The organism is Escherichia sp. E1V33, assembly GCF_004211955.1.
GTDB lineage: Bacteria > Pseudomonadota > Gammaproteobacteria > Enterobacterales > Enterobacteriaceae > Escherichia.
Genome location: NZ_RHJI01000007.1, coordinates 23053 through 40472 on the forward strand (window position 1 = coordinate 23053; position 17420 = coordinate 40472).

At 46.4% G+C, this 17420-nt stretch carries 14 protein-coding genes and 2 pseudogenes; 9 read left to right on the forward strand and 7 right to left on the reverse strand.

What is annotated here, in order from left to right:
- Positions 1-38: 38 nt before the first annotated feature.
- Positions 39-1529 carry an inverse autotransporter beta domain-containing protein gene (locus D9742_RS06550; protein WP_165382766.1) on the forward strand — a complete coding sequence of 497 codons (1491 nt, stop codon included), beginning with the start codon at positions 39-41 and terminating at the stop codon, positions 1527-1529.
- Here the strand turns inward: D9742_RS06550 and D9742_RS06555 are convergent.
- Entirely contained in the window at positions 1489-2790 is a 1302-nt protein-coding gene (locus D9742_RS06555; RefSeq protein WP_130236368.1) for a FliC/FljB family flagellin, read from the reverse strand. The genes D9742_RS06550 and D9742_RS06555 overlap by 41 nt on opposite strands.
- Positions 2791-3360: 570 nt before the next feature.
- On the opposite strand from D9742_RS06555, the gene D9742_RS06560 reads away from it, so the two are divergent.
- The 3 genes from D9742_RS06560 (at position 3361) to D9742_RS06570 (ending at position 5865) form a co-directional block, all read left to right on the forward strand.
- Complete coding sequence (locus D9742_RS06560) at positions 3361-4014, forward strand: maturation control protein (RefSeq protein ID WP_130236369.1); 654 nt, start codon at positions 3361-3363, stop codon at positions 4012-4014.
- A 329-nt stretch (positions 4015-4343) separates the two neighbouring features.
- Positions 4344-4673: a baseplate protein gene (locus D9742_RS06565; protein ID WP_130236370.1), complete on the forward strand. Its 330-nt coding sequence runs from the start codon at positions 4344-4346 to the stop codon at positions 4671-4673.
- Positions 4666-5865, forward strand: a complete 1200-nt coding sequence (locus D9742_RS06570) for a phage tail protein (RefSeq protein WP_130236371.1) — start codon at positions 4666-4668, stop codon at positions 5863-5865. The genes D9742_RS06565 and D9742_RS06570 overlap by 8 nt, the downstream gene beginning before the upstream one ends.
- Positions 5866-5902: 37 nt before the next feature.
- Here the strand turns inward: D9742_RS06570 and D9742_RS06575 are convergent, their stop codons facing one another.
- The 4 genes and pseudogenes from D9742_RS06575 to D9742_RS06590 form a co-directional block, all read right to left on the reverse strand.
- A complete protein-coding gene (locus D9742_RS06575; RefSeq protein WP_130236372.1) occupies positions 5903-6199 on the reverse strand; it encodes a hypothetical protein in 297 nt (98 codons plus the stop codon).
- A gap of 178 nt (positions 6200-6377) precedes the next feature.
- Positions 6378-6738 (reverse strand): annotated as a pseudogene (locus D9742_RS06580) (helix-turn-helix domain-containing protein).
- 56 nt (positions 6739-6794) lie between these two features.
- The gene (locus D9742_RS06585) at positions 6795-7133 is read right to left on the reverse strand and encodes a HigA family addiction module antitoxin (protein ID WP_000806446.1); all 339 of its coding nucleotides are present in this window, start codon (positions 7131-7133) and stop codon (positions 6795-6797) included.
- Positions 7134-7204: 71 nt separating this feature from the next.
- Positions 7205-7507, reverse strand: coding sequence for a type II toxin-antitoxin system RelE/ParE family toxin (locus D9742_RS06590; protein ID WP_130236373.1), 303 nt, complete (start codon positions 7505-7507; stop codon positions 7205-7207).
- Positions 7508-7676: 169 nt separating this feature from the next.
- On the opposite strand from D9742_RS06590, the gene D9742_RS06595 reads away from it, so the two are divergent.
- The 3 genes from D9742_RS06595 (at position 7677) to D9742_RS06605 (ending at position 13703) form a co-directional block, all read left to right on the forward strand.
- Positions 7677-8348 (forward strand): phage tail protein, encoded by a 672-nt coding sequence (locus tag D9742_RS06595; protein WP_240779370.1) that lies wholly within the window; start codon positions 7677-7679, stop codon positions 8346-8348.
- Positions 8349-8513: 165 nt separating this feature from the next.
- Entirely contained in the window at positions 8514-11744 is a 3231-nt protein-coding gene (locus tag D9742_RS06600) for an Ig-like domain-containing protein (protein WP_130236374.1), read from the forward strand.
- Positions 11745-12560: 816 nt separating this feature from the next.
- Complete coding sequence (locus D9742_RS06605; protein WP_130236375.1) at positions 12561-13703, forward strand: hypothetical protein; 1143 nt, start codon at positions 12561-12563, stop codon at positions 13701-13703.
- Positions 13704-13752: 49 nt separating this feature from the next.
- Here the strand turns inward: D9742_RS06605 and D9742_RS06610 are convergent, their stop codons facing one another.
- Together D9742_RS06610 and D9742_RS06615 are read right to left on the reverse strand one after the other, a co-directional pair.
- Positions 13753-14091 (reverse strand): transposase, encoded by a 339-nt coding sequence (locus tag D9742_RS06610; RefSeq protein WP_130236376.1) that lies wholly within the window; start codon positions 14089-14091, stop codon positions 13753-13755.
- Between the two features lie 81 nt (positions 14092-14172).
- Positions 14173-14253: pseudogene (locus D9742_RS06615) on the reverse strand (recombinase family protein); the annotation flags it as partial.
- Positions 14254-14646: 393 nt separating this feature from the next.
- On the opposite strand from D9742_RS06615, the gene D9742_RS06620 reads away from it, so the two are divergent.
- Positions 14647-15852 (forward strand): AAA family ATPase, encoded by a 1206-nt coding sequence (locus D9742_RS06620; protein ID WP_130236377.1) that lies wholly within the window; start codon positions 14647-14649, stop codon positions 15850-15852.
- Positions 15849-16820, forward strand: a complete 972-nt coding sequence (locus D9742_RS06625; RefSeq protein WP_240725565.1) for a ParB family protein — start codon at positions 15849-15851, stop codon at positions 16818-16820. Before D9742_RS06620 ends, D9742_RS06625 begins: the two co-directional genes overlap by 4 nt.
- Positions 16821-17420 lie beyond the last annotated feature (600 nt).

Consider the following 17420-nt stretch of genomic DNA (forward strand, 5'->3'; position numbering starts at 1 on the left):
CCTGCCTGCAAATATTTTTGCAGCTCATGGTTATTTTTATGAACTCCTTTGTCTTTACGTTCCCTGCTCAGGCAGTAACGAATTCGCCAGAGAATAAGTCCGGACAAGAAGCAAAAGGAAAGCACGATGCGAAAACAACAGCACAGGATGATGAAGACGATAAAAAAATCGCCTCAGTTCTTACCAGCACTGCCGAATTATTAAAACAGAGCAATAGAACAGATGCATTGATCTCCTCTGCCATCGGCAGCACCTCGTCGATTGCCACCAGTGAAGTGCAGCAATGGTTGCAGCAGTTCGGAACTGCCAAAGTTAATGCAACGCTGGACCGCAAAATGGCACTTAATAATGCCAGCGTAGATCTTCTGGTGCCTCTCTACGACAACAAGAAGCAGGATCTCCTGTTTACGCAAGTTGGTGCCCGCCGCAATGATGACCGCGATATCGTCAATATCGGTATTGGTTATCGTTACTTTGCTGACCACTGGATGTGGGGCGTCAACACTTTTTACGACCAGCAGCTCTCCGGTAATAAGCATCAGCGTCTGGGCGTCGGGACAGAGCTGGGCAGCGATTTCTTCCGCCTTAGCGCAAACGGTTACCGCCGACTTTCCGGCTGGAAAAATTCAAAACGCTATGCCGATTATCAGGAACGTGTTGCCAATGGCTATGACATTCGCGCCGAGGGTTATTTACCCGTTTATCCACAGTTAGGTGCAGAACTGGCGTGGGAACAATACTTTGGTGAGGAAGTGGCGCTCTCGCAGAACAGCAGTGATAAGCGCCTGAGCAACCCGTGGGCCATGACGCTGGGCGTCAACTACACGCCATTCCCGCTGATGACCGTGGGCCTGAACCAAAAAATGGGTAAAGGTGATCAGAACGACACCCAGGTGAACCTCAATCTCAACTGGAAGATGGGCGAATCCCTGGCGAGTCATCTCGATCCAGACGCCGTCGGCGCCAGCAGAACGCTGATGGGTAGCCGTTACGAGCTGGTAAACAGAAACAACGACATTGTGCTGGAGTACCGTAAGCAACAGGTTATCTGGCTGACCATGCAGGATAAAATTTCCGGCACTGAATCTATGACCCTGCCGGTAAATGTGCAGGTGAAGAGCAAATATCCGCTTGATCACATCCACTGGCAGGTTGACAGTTTTAATATTCAACACGCAGTCACCACCGCCAGCGCCGCTAAAATGACGCTACCAGCAGACGGAGTAAGCAGCACACCGATTAGCGTGACGCTGACCACCGCCAGTGGTGAGAAAATCACAGGTCAGGCAGCTAACCTCAGTGCTCAAATCACGGAAGCCAACTCAAAACAACAGAAGCCACAAAAGAAAGCCAGGCTGCAAAAGAAAACCAGCCTCTCTCCGGCAACCGCACCAACGCAGGTGCCAGCCAGTATCTCGGCGTTTAAAGAAAACTCGCCCGGCGTATATGTCACTACCTTCCATGCCGGCAATATGCCTGGGCAGACAACTACCGCAGAAGTTGCAGAATGTTTTGCGGAACCTGGTTAGCCTGTGCCAGAACAGACGTTCCCGCAGACTGCAGGATGTTAGCTCGACTCATTTCAGACACTTCAGAGGCAAAGTCAGCGTCCAGAATGCGTGAACGAGACTCAGACAGGTTATTAACGGTGTTGTTCAGATTGCTAATCACAGAATCGAAACGGTTTTGCACGGCACCGAGACCAGAGCGTAGTTTATCGACCTGAGACAGTGCAGCATCGATGGTTTTCAGCGGATCAGGCGTAACGGTATTAGCGCCCTTAACCGCAACACCGGTGTCGGTGAATTCGCCTTCAATACTTACAGTACCATTTTTACTTGTTACTTTTTTCTGTGTGTAGTCAGCCTTGGTGACGTGGCCTTTACCATCGTCCACATAAAAATTTCCCTGGTCGTCAGTTTTCAATGTCTTTCCCCCCAGAGTTGCCACTGAATTAGCACTAATGGTGACATCACCGCTATATTTCTGACCAACCACTGAACTCACATTTTTGGGATCCACTGTCACTGGGGTATCAGTCTTAAAACTAACCACGCTGTTCTCTATGACTTGAGCGGAATAGTAATTCCCATCGTCGCATTTCGCATAAAGATCGCCCGTTGCCTTGTCTTGTACGAGATCCTGCGCATGAATGTTTTGATCACCTTGATTGTCCAGATCAGCTACCGTATAAGTTATCTCGGCGCTATAAAACATACCATCGGGAATCACTGTGGTAATTGGCAACCCTGCGATATTTTCTGACACGGTAAAATCTGTCATGCCGAGGGTGTCAGCATCCATTTTATTCAAATCGATACCGATTGTTTCTTTATCGTTAGACCCCACCTGGATAGACAAAGATTGATCCTGACTGAGAACTTTAACACCGTTAAATTCAGTCTGATCGGAGATGCGGTTGATTTCCGACAGACGGGCGTTAATTTCATCCTGAATGGATTCACGGTCAGAAGCTGAGTTAGTTCCATTCTGCGCCTGAACAGTCAGACGGCGGATATTCTGCAGGTTATCGTTCACTTCGTTCAGCGCACCTTCAGTGGTTTGAGCGATGGAGATACCGTCATTAGCATTGCGGGAAGCCTGAGTCAGACCAGAAATGCTGGCGGTGAAACGGTTGCTGATAGCCTGGCCAGCAGCATCGTCTTTTGCGCTATTAATGCGCAGACCAGAAGACAGGCGCTGAATAGCTGTACCCAGTGTTGTCTGGGACTTATTGAGGTTGTTCTGTGCTACAAGGCTGAGAGCATTAGTATTAATAACCTGTGACATAGTATATCGTTCCTGTAAGTTAGACGGAGTGGATTGTTACAATATAATTCCAATAAAACATGCAATTATGTTTACTATTTAGCAGCTTGGCTTATGATGAAGCGACTGCGGTAAATGTTATATCGGCATGGAAATAAAACGACTAAAGGCTGAAACATTTCCACTTAAAAATGGCGCGTTACGGTGTTTTTTATCAAACCAAAATCGGAATTTGTTGCGCCAAATATTTCGATAAATCTAACCATCACTGATTCGGTCAGAGTTCATTAGCGTCGGTATAGGGGCCTGAAGCCCAACCGTACGTTTTTGTACGGTTGGGCTTCAGACCCCAATAATAACTAACCACTCTGTTTTTTTGATAAGCACCACCCCGTTTACAAAAAAATAGCAAATGACTATTGACACTATTCTTGAAATCACAAACTGCACATAATCCATCGCGCTAACGGCTCCCGTTGAAGGTTCTTTTGACGATTAACTTTCAGCCGAAGCGCGGTAGGGAGTCATAACGCCAAAGCAGGCCGCCATGCGCGGCCTTTTTTTGTATCCGTCATCCGTGGAGGAAGGACAATGGAAAAGATAGCAATATTCAGCCTGACCACCAGCAAACCGCAAATGCTCACTGCAATACTGAAAGACGGTGCTCTCGTGATTAACGAAGTAAAACCCCTTCCCGCGTCAGCATTGGAACAAAAGCAAAAAATTCCTCCAGCTATAGCAGCCCTGCGGAAAAGCAAATTTAAGGTGCTGGTAGACGAAATTACGCCAACGATCTCCGCTGGCACCGGAGCAAGCCAGGTAACACTCAAGACACGTCATGCCGACGGCAGAGCTGCGATTATCGTAGGGATGGAAAGATACAGAGAGCTAAAACTCCAGAAGCTATTATCCCTGCCGCAAAATTACAAAGGTGCTTTCGAAATCCCCGACTCCATCGTTGATACCGAATACAACGGTAACGGAGAAGAAGTCTACCGGGTGAACTGGCAGGACATCAGGCCGGAACATATTCTTATGATCCTGTGTTGCTACGCGACCGTATACCACAACGTTGCCAGCGCAGATTATGTGGAACAGATGACAGGTACAGTCGAGAAAGAGCACAAAACAGGCATCCTCGCTTCGTTCCTGTCCATTATTGGGCATGAAAAGGTTAAAGCAGGCACCTCCCAGCCAAAGTCACTGGCTGGGAAAGAAGTTGATGAAGATACCGTGATACTTTGATCACATCAGTAGCTTTGTTAACTCCCTCAATACCAGGTAGAAGAGTAACAAAAATATTGACGCCAGTATTTGCGTGGTCAATGAAGCGTTCATAAACAGATCAATTAGCATTAGTATTTCGAAAATAACATCCATGTCATTCGCTCCGTTTAATTTTTAATCTACTGCCAGTAAGTAATGAAGCTGGCCCCGCATAAAGATTAATGAAAGTCACTTGTCACCAGTGAGGGGATTTATGAATCACATCTCCCTGAGCTGGTGGCCTGTCTGTTTCTCGCATTTCACACCCTGCATACAGTTTCCCCAGGTTATGACTGAGGATCTTTGTTATGGGCTATAGCAGACTCGACGATCGATACATTGAAGACGATATTCTGCGCGCACTGTTCCACCAGGAGATGATTAAACGGGTATCGGAATATCACCCGGATAACTTCCAGTACACGATAAAACTTGATGAAGTCTATCGTTCAGACCTGGCTGCCTACCGGGCGTATGGGAACGCAGATTTACGCTGGGTATTCAGAGTGCTGGTGGGGCATGAATCAGAAATGGAAGAAATGCCCGCCGGGACCACGTTAACTCTCCCTGATGTGGCATGGCTGAGAAACAAGATCCGTGATTATGCTGGCGCTGAACCGGAGATAAAAAATGCCTGATTTCCTGAAAAACCAGGACGGGCGCTATATCACTGACGGCCTGTCCTCTAAGGACTTCACGCGTATATTCGACCTTATCAGGAAAGAACAAACTCGTAAGCGCCGACAAGCTCACCGAACGCTTACACCTGGCAGACTGAGGAACAAATCCGCCGAAGATATTCTCAAGTTAGGGAAGAAGAAAGGCGGCACGTTCTTTACTCGCGACGATCTGAAAGGTTTCGAAAAGCTACGGAGTAAAACGCGCGAAAAATATGACAGCAAGACGGCTGGCATTACATACGCCCAGCTGGTGGCGTCCAGCCAGGCTATCGATATTAAGCGTGCAAATAACGCCGTAGACGACGGTTCCGGTATCAAAAGAGCTACGCCCGTATCTCTTCGCCACAACGTAATTAATATCCGCGTAGAAGCATCAGATATATCTGTCCACCAGCATCATATCGTCCGGATACGCTTTGAAGAATGGGATCAGATGGTCGATGACATCGCAGAAGACGATAAATCAGCCCTGAAAGTCACTAAATCACTGTGTGCTGGGCGGGTATCTTTCGATTGTGACTGTGGTCGTCATCAATACTGGTATCGTTACATCGCCACTGCGGGTAACTTTGCCCTGGCACCGCCAAAAGAATACGCCTATCCAAAAGTTCGCAACCCGAAGCTGCAAGGCGTCGCCTGTAAACACGTGATCCACTCAATGACGCGGTTACAGTCCGCCAGTTGGCAAATGAGTATTGCTCGTGCGCTACAAAAGGCTGCAACGCAAATTGCATTTGGTGACGATCGCCGCCGTACAACCAAACACTTCTCAAAAGAAGACGAGAAGGAGTTTAATCGCAATCGTAGCAGTAAAACGAACGTTGAAGCCGCCAAACGCGAATGGAGGCTCTATCAGAAACGCCAGGCCGCTTTAAGCACAAAACTGGCAAAGGACAACGGCAAGATTGACAAGCTACGTGACCAGCTGACCAGGGCCAGAAAGTTGTCAGACGCACAGAAAAAACGAGCGGCAGCAAAAGAAGCGGCCTTGCAACGCGAGAAACAGAAAAACAAGGAGCTTCAGCAACGCCTTGCCGATCAGTTCGCACTGAAGAAGCAGGCGTTCATTGATGCGCTTGTCATGGCAGGAACGTCACCTGAGCAAGCTGAAAAAATGTTTATGGTTTATGTAAAGAAAGGACGGGCATAAAAATAATTTAATAGCCCATCATATAAATAGTGGGCTATTAGCACTTAACTATAGGTTCACCACACCCAGCGAGTTTAACTGGTGAAATAATGTAATATTTATCAAGTTCAGTATCTTGAAATATAAAAGCCTTAAATTTTTCGATTTCAAGTACGAGAGGGTCTTTTTTGAATGATATAAGACCTATTCTTTTATCGGTTGCATTTCTGATTGCAGCCCTTGCGTCTTCCCACTGTTTCATGAATCCAGGTTCCCCTTCGTGATAATGAAATGGAACGGCCAGACGTAAGTTGACAGCGTCAGATTGAATCAGATTGGTTAAATATATATGCATAGATAATCTCCTGTAGTGAATGCAAGAGATTAAATGAATTTTTGTAACATTGCCTAAGAAAAAATACAGACTTTACGTTTTTTTTCGCTGGAAACATGATTATCCATTCATGAAATAGCAAAACATCTACCTTTCTAATACCCATTTTATAAAAAAGCGGTCCTCCAGACCGCCAAACTCAAACACCAACCAGACTTTCCAGTGGAATGCCAAACTGGGAATGTAAACGACGAATCATAGGTAACGTCAAATTTCGAGTACCATTAAGCACTTCGTAAACACGGTTTGGCTTACCAATTGCCGGTTCCAGGTCTTTCACGGTCAGCCCTTGCTGTTCCATACGGAACTTAATGACCATCAATAGGTGATGGAGACTCAATTGGATAATGTTTTTTCTCGTACTCTTCAATGAGAAGACACATGACATCAAAGAAATCACCTTCAGGGGTGTTCATTTCCGGTTTGTTATCGAACATCGGTTCGACCGCACGCAGTGCGGCCTCATAATCCTGTTCTGTACGGATAGGTTTAATGTTCATTATTTCCAAAGAAAAGCCCACTTTTTTAGTGGGCTTTTTGTGTGTTTTTTACAATATCAGGCTGCTTTTTTATTCAGATTCCGCTGAGAAATAAATTCTTCAGCAGTAGTGATACGGCTTAACTCTTCCTGAACGCGCATGTCATTTTCAACTTCCCACAGGTCTACTGCGGTCTGAAGATTAATCCAAAAATCTACAGAAGTATCGAATGCTTTTGCCAGGCGATATGCCATATCCATCGTTAGCTTACGATTATTATTAACAAGAGCACTTACGGTGTTACGATGAACATGTAGTATTTCTGCTAACTCGTTGATCTTCAGCTCTAACGGCTCCAGGTATTCGTACAGCAGGATATCACCTACAGTCGTCGGTTTTCTGGTTGCCTGTTTCATTTTTTGCCCTTACTAGCGTGCGTATTAAGTGGACTCTGGTCAATACCCGGTCCATCCGCCGGGTATTTGTTTTAGTATTTGTGAGGGTCGAGATACAAGTCCTCGGCCTTTCCGTTAACCCACTTAAAAATTAACCTATATTGCTTATTCACCCTTATTGATGAATAGCCGTTTAGCTTCCCTGACAATTCCTCATACCGATTACCTGGTGGTGATCTCAAGTCCTTCCAGGTAGTTGCGGCATTGATAATATCCAGCTTCCGCAACAATGTAATATGAATATCAGAAGGTATCTTTTTGTGTGGTGTTGAAAATTCAAAAAAATCATCAAGCCACGCATCCCTGAAATCCTTTATGTTAATTTTTTTGGTCATTAGTCATTTGATCCTCCGTGATGATTACTGAATGCCATAACTATAGCGCACAAATGCACTGTGCGCAAGTGCATTTGCATTTGCAACAATTCCCCCTCCTTCATCCGAAATCACAATCTCCCGAAAATCTTCCTTTCGATACCTGACAGATCGACCTTTGAGGATGCTTATGGGCCGTTTTGACGAATGGTTTGCTGACGATGCAAACCTGGTAAGTAAGGAGTCAGAACATGACAGCACGCAGAGAGAAACGCCAGCGCCGATTGAAGAGGATGCAGGAGGCGCGCCGGAACATGGCAATACCGGATCGGATTCATTCAGCATTCTGGAAGAGCAATCCACCGCCGAAGCTGATCGCCATGATAATTTCCCTGGTAGCGGCGGTAGTTTTACTCCGGACACTGGAGAACCTGATATAGCCATTCTGCCATCTTCCCTGGCAGGCAGAGAACCAACTCCACAGCTAAAAACACGCTATAACGGGCATAAAGCCTTTAACGACCAGATCCGTGCTGACTGGATGTTAATTATTGAATCCAGCCCAGACGCGTTCCAGGCGCTCTTATACCGACCTGATGTCGGCACATATGGCGTGGTCAGCGACGAAACTGGAGAAGAGTCATTCACTGAACTGGATAACAACCAGCGCGAACTGACTTACCAGGAACCTGAAATCGTTTATGTGCTGGATAACCCTGATGGGCGTGACTCTTTCCATGCTCTTGACTCAGACGGTGAGCAGGACGGTCTGACTGATGACGTCCTTATTCTGCGAATCGCCGCAAATAACTCTTCTGAGTCTTGTTATAGAAAACATCAACAATCGAAAAAGCAGGCTTAAAATAAGCCTGCTTTAATTGGCATTCTGTCGGCAGAATCATTCTGCCGGCAATTCCTATTCTTATCCTGTTCTGCAATCCCCTAAATGTTCCTGAATTGTCAGCAGGACTAGTAGCTGATCTTCGTCAGCACCAGCAGCCTTGCGGATAATCAGGGGGTTGCAACCATGCATTTCACCTCCACACACGCCGGGCAGACAACTGTTTCCGCCACCACCGCGAACGGTGCAGCGAAACAAACCACCACGCTGACGTTTGTTGCCGACACCAAAAGCGCCGTGCTGAAAAACATCACACCGGATAAAACCACGCTGCTGGCCGATGGAAAGGACAGCGCTACGCTGACTGCTGTCGCAGAAGACGCACAGGGTAATCCGTTAAAGAATGTCCAGATCGACTGGAGTTCAACCAGCAATACCGCGCAGTTATCCGCCTCGACCACCCAGACGGACGAACAGGGACATGTCACTGTTCAGGTCAGTTCTCCGACGGTGGAAGAGGTTACGCTGACAGCCACGCTGCAGGGGCAGAAGCTGGCTTCTCCGGTCCTGCACTTTATGGCGGACAGTAAAACCGCCGCGGTAACTTCACTTAACGCCGACAAAAAAACTGCCATCGCCAACCTGAATGATGCCATTCAACTGACGGCGCTGGTCACTGATGCCAGTAAGCATCCGGTGATCGGCAGCCAGGTGAAGTGGGTTATTACATCCGGTAAGGGAACGCTCAGTAACGCGCAGAACACCACCGATGCCAGTGGCAACAGCCTGGTAACACTAACGTCACAGTCAAGCGGGGATGTGGTGGTTACTGCCAGCACCGCGAGCGGTAGCGCAGTAAGTTCACAAAGTCTGCACTTTACTGCCGACAGCACTTCGGCAAAAGTGACTGACGTCACCGTGGATAAAACGCAGGCTATTGCCGACGGCAAGGAGCTTATTACCTACACCGCAGCAGTAAAAGATGCTAAAGGCAACCCTGTTACAAATCATAAAGTGACCTGGAGCGCCTCTGGTACGGGTGTTACGCTTTCAGCACCGAGCACAACAACCAGTGCCTCGGGCGTCGCGTCCGTCACGCTGTCCGCATTGAAAGCCGGAAATGCCGGAGTCACGGCCCAGGCAGAAACAGGTGCCGGGTTTAATGCGCCACAGGTAACCTTTATCGGTGACGCCCGCACTGCGCAGCTTACCGACCTGAAACTCAGTAAACAGAACGCACTCGCTAACGGCGCCGATGAAGTTTTTTTCACGGGGATCGTGACGGATGCGAACAGCAACCCACTGTCGGGCATCAGTATCAACTGGGCAGCAATACCTGCTACAGGTCTCCTGTCAACGGCCTCCAGCACGTCAGACAGCAACGGCAACGTGACGGTATCTCTGACCTCAAAACAACGTGGGGAGCATCAGATCAGCGGTAACATTGGCCATGCTGCCAGCGGAGCACTGGTAACATCAGGCACAGTGAAATTCACTGAGGATGCGACGTCTGCTACGCTGCAAAGCCTGACAGCAGATAACACCAGTGTCACTGCCGGTAAAGGTATTGTTACGTTGACCGCTCAGGTTCTGGACGCATCCGGTCACCCGGTCGCGAATAAACCTGTTGTCTGGCAGTCTGACAATGCCGCAGGTGTTTTCAGTGAAACAACATCGAACACCGATGCGAAGGGTAACGTGAAGGTGACTTACATCAGCACGCTCGCGAAAGCCACCACCATTACGGCATCCAGCGACAATCACAGCCAGAAAACTATTCAGCTAACCATCACGCCTGATATACAGAGTGCAAAACCGGTTAACGTCAGCGCCAGTAAAACCAGCGCAATGGCGAATAACAAGGATGTGGTTACCCTGACCGCCACTGTGGAAGATGAATACAAGAACCCCGTCAGCCAGAGTGAGGTGACCTGGCAGGTTCAGCCAGCAACAGGTAAATATCATCTTACCGGCAGTCCGCAAAAAACCGACGCCCAGGGTCAGGTTACAGCAACGCTCACCTCAGAGGATGTACTCGCCTGTCAGGCTGTGGCGACCATCAATGGTGTAAGTCAGTCATCTGAAACCATCAGCTTTGGTGCCGATGCGGCTACTGCCGCAGTCTCTGCGCTCACCCCGTCCACAACAACGGATGTGGCAGCAGGTGATAACATAACGCTGAAAGCCACAGTGACGGACGAAGCCGGACATCCTGTTATTAACCAACGGGTTAACTGGAGCTCCGATAATACCAACGGGATTTTCCAGCCTGGTAATGTCACCGACACCAACAGTCAGGGTATCGCGGAAGTTGCTTATTCCACCACCAAAGGAGGTGCGTCGCAAATTACTGCGGGTATTAATCAGTCCAGCCAGACTGTAACGGTGAATGTGACTGGCAATATTGCTACAGCGGCCCTGTCTGACAGCAAAGTGGACAAAACCCAGGCCGTAGCCGATGACAAGGAACTCGTAACCTGGTCGGTTACTGTCAAAGATGCCCACGATAATCCGGTTAAGGGCGTGCAGATCGACTGGACCAGTAACGCCCCGAATCTGACGTTAGACGGCACCAACAGTCTGACGGATAACCAGGGCGTTGCCACCGTCAGCGGACACACGAAAATCGCAGCCGTAACAATTGTCACCGCCACCATACCGGTGAATGGCACACAGCTTGCGGCACCTGGAGTCACCTTTATTGGAGATATTAAAACCGCAAAAATGGATACAATATATAGTAATAAGTCTATTGTTGCCCCTGATGGTAAGGATAACGCAACCTATGAAGCGATAGTGACGGACATCAACAATAACAGGGTCCCTGATGCTACCGTTAGCTGGCAGACAACACCTGGTTTCTTCCTTTCTGCGGAAACGTCAAAAACCGATGCCAACGGAATTACAAGTGTCACTATTCGAAGTACTAAAGTAGGAATGGCGACGACAACGGCAAGCACGAATGGTTCAACGATAACAGATCCAGACATGGCGTTTATGACAGAGATATCTGAACACTGGGTCATCAATACTGACACAGCCCAAACTATGTCTGCGCATCTGAGCGCCCCTAACCTTTACACAGCATTTATCGTTGCTCCCCCCACGATGGGCCCAACAACACTATCATCAGGAAACAATCCCGATAATGAAGTGATTCAGACACCGATCATCGATGAACACGGCAAGGAGTATACGCTCAAGTTAAGGGCAAGAAAGCTTACAGCTTGTGGTCTTTATTCCTTCAACACTGTGATTGGTTGTGGGCTTTCTCTTGCGAGAAGTTTATTTGACTGGTCGCGCAGCGATAACCCCGACCTTCCTGCTGGACATTACACCGGTTTGATCCATTACATTCTCACCGACGGAACATGGAAATTTGAATACAATATGACGGTGGATTTAACCATTAACTAAACAGAAATCACTCCAGCATCCGATAAGGGTGCCTGGCTAACGCAGTGAGATTACCTACTGCATCAGTCTGAATAACCACCAATGTCCTGTGCAATAAATATTGCGCAGGACATTTTTTATCAAAAATATCCTGAGATTACCGATTTTTTGGACTATTGACCTGACGCGTATTGACTGAAAATAGTGCCATCAGAGTTCCATCAGGTTGAACGCAACACAACAACGATATCATCCAGACAGGCGCTTTATTTACGTCATCAGCTCTACGTAACCGGCCTTCTGCCCCGCTCCGATCTGGCGAATAACGCCCAGAGATTCTTACTACTCAGTGGATAGGTGAGACTCAACCCGCTATTTGTGTGAATATCACCTTTAATCAGGTAGTCAAATTTACTGTGCCACTACAATCACTGATATCACAGATTTATAATAAAAATATTTTCTATATACATCTAATCATTTTAAAATAACTCAAACTATATCAATATATAACTTGTAAATAACAACAACTCTTTTTTAATTCTATTAATATTTATAGTGTCACTTGGCCATGAAATAAAATGTTGCATCATTAGAAATGAAGATTTATTTATGAATAAAAATACAGTTGCTTTTTGGTCATCAGTAATGATGAAATATTGATGGCAGCAACGTGATATATAGTTGTAATCCTATTCCGTAAAATAAAACAACAATTGTGCTTCATGTTCAGATCTAATGAATTAACACTTTAATCCATTACAAGTACAAAACAGGCAGTTCATCGGCAACCTAATACTTTTTTGGGTTACAACTTCTACTTGAAAATAGGTTATTATGAAAAATACAGACGCTACGTTTAACTGGGATCCTGAAAGTAATCAGTCTTTTGACTATCCCAGAGAAGTCACGTTGAGGGGACCTGCAGAAGCATTTAATAAAATGCAAGGATGCGGGCTTGAAGTTTACGGTATGGCTACTGGTCCTGTTCACGTTGGTCCTGTTCAAGCTGGTCCTCTTATTCTTCTCCCGGATAGTACAGGAGCCGACGTTATTAATTGGTCTGTACCAGCTACGAAGGATAAAAATTCCACTTTTCTGTTTTTGGAAAAAGCTGATTTCCGTATTGCAGGTGACAAAAACTTAAAAACCATAACATTAACTGATTCCTCGAGACATCGTCCTTATTTCGCAATTGATTTCAAATTGTTCGATGATAGCCGTGTTACACTGGAAAATCTACGCGCTGTTTTCCTCGGAATGTCAAGGTTAGATACAATTAAAAGCCCATACCTTACTGGTATTCAGAATTCAAGATTCATCATTTCAGCAGAGTATATTGAGTTGTTTTATAACGCTATAATATCAGGATACAGCACACTTGATGTGCAAGCCAATGAAATTTCAACAAATAACATCGCGGGCAGTATACTTAGCGGATTGAGGTTTAATAATAATTCTTCACTCTTACTAAATGTTAGATTAGAGCAACATACTGACTCAAATTTAAACCTTTCGAGTAGTTTATCTTTTTATGATTCATCTTATGGAAATATTTTCGCAAGGACTATATGTAATGATGTCCCTGATAACAACGAAGGAGATTATGTTGCGATAGATGCTTTTGATAATTCGACAGTGGATATTCATACAACTCAGTTTTCACAGGGGAATGGGATGGGTAAGATTATTCAGTTGTCAGGTAGTGCAAAGGTAACTATTAATCCATTGAACAATACTATCCCAATTGCTCCTGTGCAAGAGTTACAGAAACCAACAGGAAAATGCTGGGCAGGAATGATTAACTTTAAATCCGGTTCAAAAGCGACTCTAACATTAGCTGCGGCAACTCTTCAAAACCTGCCAGATGTAATGGCGTTAAATGACTTAAAAATCGTGTACGTAGATGAGATGCCAGTTGATATTTTAAGTAGTTTCAATATTTCATTTAAAGATGGGATTGTCTTAAAATTGAAATGATTTTCTATATCACCTTGAATTTCTGTTTGTAAATTATGGCGTTGTGGTTTTATTTTCTGAATGCGACAGTTTTATTAAATGACACTGTCGCATCTTTCATTCTGGCTTCCTGTCGGTCTTCATTTGTACGCTCCAGGACCCTCCGGCGTACAGCCAGCGCCACTGCCGACAGGATGGTCATCACCACTTGTCCCATATCACCATCGGTGCTGCTCCCATCGTCAATAAACCTGACGGTAACGCCCTGAGCGTCAAATTTCTTCTTCCAGTTGTAAAAGGTGGCCTCAGAAATACCCATCTTTCTGCAGACTTCCCCTACGCGGGTGCCGGTTTCGGCCTGTTTCAGCGCAAACGCAATCTGTTCTTCGGTATAACGGGTCTTTTTCATGGTAATAAGCCTCTCTGTTAGCAGGAAGAAAGACCGGAGACTTCAGTTTAGACTGGTACTGTTTTCAGGGAGGAGATCACCACGACCAAGACGTTTTAGCTTCTTCACCAGGATAACATCACCGTCTTCCACTTTCATACGTAGCAGATCCAGCCCCCTCTGTCGGTAGTGGGATCTGAACAACCACCAATAGCCTGAGCAACATCTATTGCGTAGGCTTTTTTTATCAAAAATACCCTGATATTACCGATGTTTTTGGACTATAGCCCTGACGCGTATTGACTGAAAATAGTGCTATCAGAGTTCCATCAAGTTGAACGCAATACAACAACGATATTATCCAGACAGGCGCTTTATGTACGTCATCAGCACGACATAACCCGGCCTTCTGCCCCACTCCGATCTGGCGAATAACGCCCAAAGATGCTCACAACTCAACAGATAAGTGAGCCGCTACCCGCTATTTTTACCTTATTGCATCTGAAATGTTTACTTTGCCACTTGTATGTAGCATTCTTGACGAAATTCATCATTTCAGCATAAAGGCAGAAAATCATGGATACGCCTGTCCATCTGTTAAAAGTTGCGCAACGTTCAGAGAAAATGCTGTTTTCTCTTACCGAACAAATTCAGTCACAGAAAGAAGAGTTGCAGGAAAACAAGTTTTATCAGGTCTATGCCAAGGCGGCGCTTGCCCGGCTGCCCCGTCTCACGCGCGCCAGCGTGGACTACGCCGTCAACGAGATGGAAGAAAGCGGCTATGTGTTTGATAAGCGCCCCGCTGGTAGCTCCACCAAGTACGCCATGTCGATTCAGAATATTATCGACATTTACCATCACCGTGGCGTTCCTAAATATCGCGACCGCTATCCATCGGCATTCGCCGTTTTCATCGGCAACCTGAAAGGTGGCGTGTCTAAAACGGTCTCTACCGTTTCTCTGGCCCATGCGCTACGCACCCACCCTCACCTGCTTTATGAAGACTTACGCATCCTGGTGGTTGATCTCGATCCGCAGTCTTCGGCAACCATGTTCCTCAACCACACCCGGGCCATTGGCATGGTGGAGGCCACCTCCGCACAGGCCATGCTGCAAAATGTGTCGCGCGAGGAGTTACTCTCAGAATTTATCGTGCCTTCCATTGTGCCGGGCGTAGATGTACTGCCAGCCTCAATTGAAGATGCGTTTATCGCCTCACGCTGGGATGAGTTATGCGCCGAACACCTGCCGGGGCAAAATGTTCACGCTGTGCTGAAAGAGAATGTGATTGATAAACTGCGCAAGGATTACGATTTCATCTTTATCGACAGCGGCCCACACCTTGACGCGTTTCTCAAAAATGCCATCGCCTCAGCCGATCTGCTGTTAACGCCGGTTCCGCCTGCACAGGTCGATTTCCACTCGACGCTGAAATATTTAACCAGACTCCCTGAACTGGTTGAAATTATTAATGAATCCGGCATGAAGTGTAATCTACGGGGCAATATCGGCTTCATGTCAAAACTGTCAAATAAATCCGACCATAAGCTTTGCCATAGCCTGGCAAAAGAGATTTTTGGCGGCGATATGCTCGATGTCGCGTTACCGCGACTGGATGGCTTTGAGCGTTGCGGCGAGTCCTTCGACACCGTTGTCTCGGCAAACCCAGCCACCTATATCGGCAGCAGCGAAGCGTTGAAAAATGCCCGCCACGCCGCTGAAGATTTCGCCCGGGCAGTATTCGACCGCATTGAATTTATCAGAACCAACGGAGTTGTATGATGAGCGCCAAGAGAGTCACCATAGGCCGTACCTTCAAAACCCCTGCGCTGCACGAGGATGATGGCGGACCGTCTCAGGAGCAAATCTTTACTCTCTCCACTGGGCGTCATGTTACTTTTTCGTTGCGCACAATCCCGGCCAATGAGGTCGAAAAAGGAACCTATGTCATTCAGGAGATAAACGGTCGCGATCAGACCTCGCTGACCAGCGAGTCCCTGAAAGACATTACCCGCACGCTCCGCCTGCAACAGTTTTTCCCTTGCATCGGTATTGAGCGGGAAGATGGTGTGGAAATTATTGATGGTTCCCGCAGACGCGCGGCGGCAATTTTGTGCCATACCCCGCTGAAAGTACTGGTCACCACTTCAACGGTGTCTGCCGATGAGGCTCGTAAACTGGCGGCAGATATTCAGACGGCGAAAGAACATAACCTGCGTGAAGTTGGGTTACGCCTGATGGCGCTTAAGGCATCAGGGCTGAATCAGAAACAGATAGCCGCACAGGAAAAACTGTCACCGGCCAAAGTCTCCCGCGCCATGCAGGCGGCCTCCGTTCCGCAGGAGCTGGTTTCACTGTTCCCAGTGCAGTCGGAGCTTCATTTTTCCGATTACAAATTACTGGCTGCGGTAGACGAAAGTCTCGCCGAGAAAAATGTCGAACTGAGCACGCTGATCGAACAAATTTCAGAAGATATTGATCTTATTCTGAGCGAAGGTGGCCTTGCGGAAGATGAGATTAAAAATAAGCTGCTGAAGCTTATTCAGAAAAAATCGTCTTTGCTGATCTCGCTGCCTAAAAAAGAGAAAGCGAAGGTCGTTTCGCTGTGGGCTTTTGATGACAAAGACCGATACGCGCGTAAACGCGTTAATGGCCGAACAATCTCTTTTGAATTTAATCGTCTGACAAAAGAAGTTATGGACGAGTTGGAGCAGTCAATTAATGACGTACTCGCCAGACATCTTGAGTAGGTGTTTTCGCGCGGACATCATGAATGTGCGCGGTAATGGCTATTTAGCCCGACGTAGTTTCTTGCCGGATGCGGCGTAAACGCCTTATCCGGCCTACAGATTTATGTAAATGTAAGCGCTTACTTCATGTAATAACCTGATATTGCTGACAATTTCAACAAAAAATATCCCGTTAACATCAGATAATTCAACGAGCTGACGTGCAGGAAAATGAATTACCCTTCACATCAGCTATATCAGCAGTCAAATACCTGATGGTGAAACGAAATACTCAGGCATTACCTATGAATTATAATTGTGCCACAACAGAACTATTCCTGCGATGACAACAAAAAAACCGATAACGCCGAGTAACAAACTGATCGATACCTGATGACTAAACTTAATTTTTCGGTTACTGAACATAATCTCATATCCTTCCATCTTGCTTCTCCTTTTTCTGTGCTGGTTAATAGCAGGTATATATTTTACAGAGCAACATTTATCTACAATACTTTTCTGGGTGAAAAGAAAGTTTTTATCTTATTTCTTAATTATGTTTAATTTTCTTCTCGAAATTAACTTTTTTGTAGTATGCGCACTATCACATACTGACACTCA

Bases quoted from the DNA above. Each gene is read 5' to 3' on its own strand.
- D9742_RS06590 (WP_130236373.1), bottom strand. From the start codon at position 7,507: ATGACCAAAAAAATTAACATAAAGGATTTCAGGGATGCGTGGCTTGAT.
- D9742_RS06605 (WP_130236375.1), top strand. From the start codon at position 12,561: ATGAAAAATACAGACGCTACGTTTAACTGGGATCCTGAAAGTAATCAG.
- D9742_RS06570 (WP_130236371.1), top strand. From the start codon at position 4,666: ATGCCTGATTTCCTGAAAAACCAGGACGGGCGCTATATCACTGACGGC.
- D9742_RS06610 (WP_130236376.1), bottom strand. From the start codon at position 14,091: ATGAAAAAGACCCGTTATACCGAAGAACAGATTGCGTTTGCGCTGAAA.
- D9742_RS06600 (WP_130236374.1), top strand. From the start codon at position 8,514: ATGCATTTCACCTCCACACACGCCGGGCAGACAACTGTTTCCGCCACC.
- D9742_RS06565 (WP_130236370.1), top strand. From the start codon at position 4,344: ATGGGCTATAGCAGACTCGACGATCGATACATTGAAGACGATATTCTG.
- D9742_RS06625 (WP_240725565.1), top strand. From the start codon at position 15,849: ATGATGAGCGCCAAGAGAGTCACCATAGGCCGTACCTTCAAAACCCCT.
- D9742_RS06555 (WP_130236368.1), bottom strand. From the start codon at position 2,790: ATGTCACAGGTTATTAATACTAATGCTCTCAGCCTTGTAGCACAGAAC.
- D9742_RS06560 (WP_130236369.1), top strand. From the start codon at position 3,361: ATGGAAAAGATAGCAATATTCAGCCTGACCACCAGCAAACCGCAAATG.
- D9742_RS06585 (WP_000806446.1), bottom strand. From the start codon at position 7,133: ATGAAACAGGCAACCAGAAAACCGACGACTGTAGGTGATATCCTGCTG.
- D9742_RS06575 (WP_130236372.1), bottom strand. From the start codon at position 6,199: ATGCATATATATTTAACCAATCTGATTCAATCTGACGCTGTCAACTTA.
- D9742_RS06550 (WP_165382766.1), top strand. From the start codon at position 39: ATGAACTCCTTTGTCTTTACGTTCCCTGCTCAGGCAGTAACGAATTCG.
- D9742_RS06620 (WP_130236377.1), top strand. From the start codon at position 14,647: ATGGATACGCCTGTCCATCTGTTAAAAGTTGCGCAACGTTCAGAGAAA.
- D9742_RS06595 (WP_240779370.1), top strand. From the start codon at position 7,677: ATGGGCCGTTTTGACGAATGGTTTGCTGACGATGCAAACCTGGTAAGT.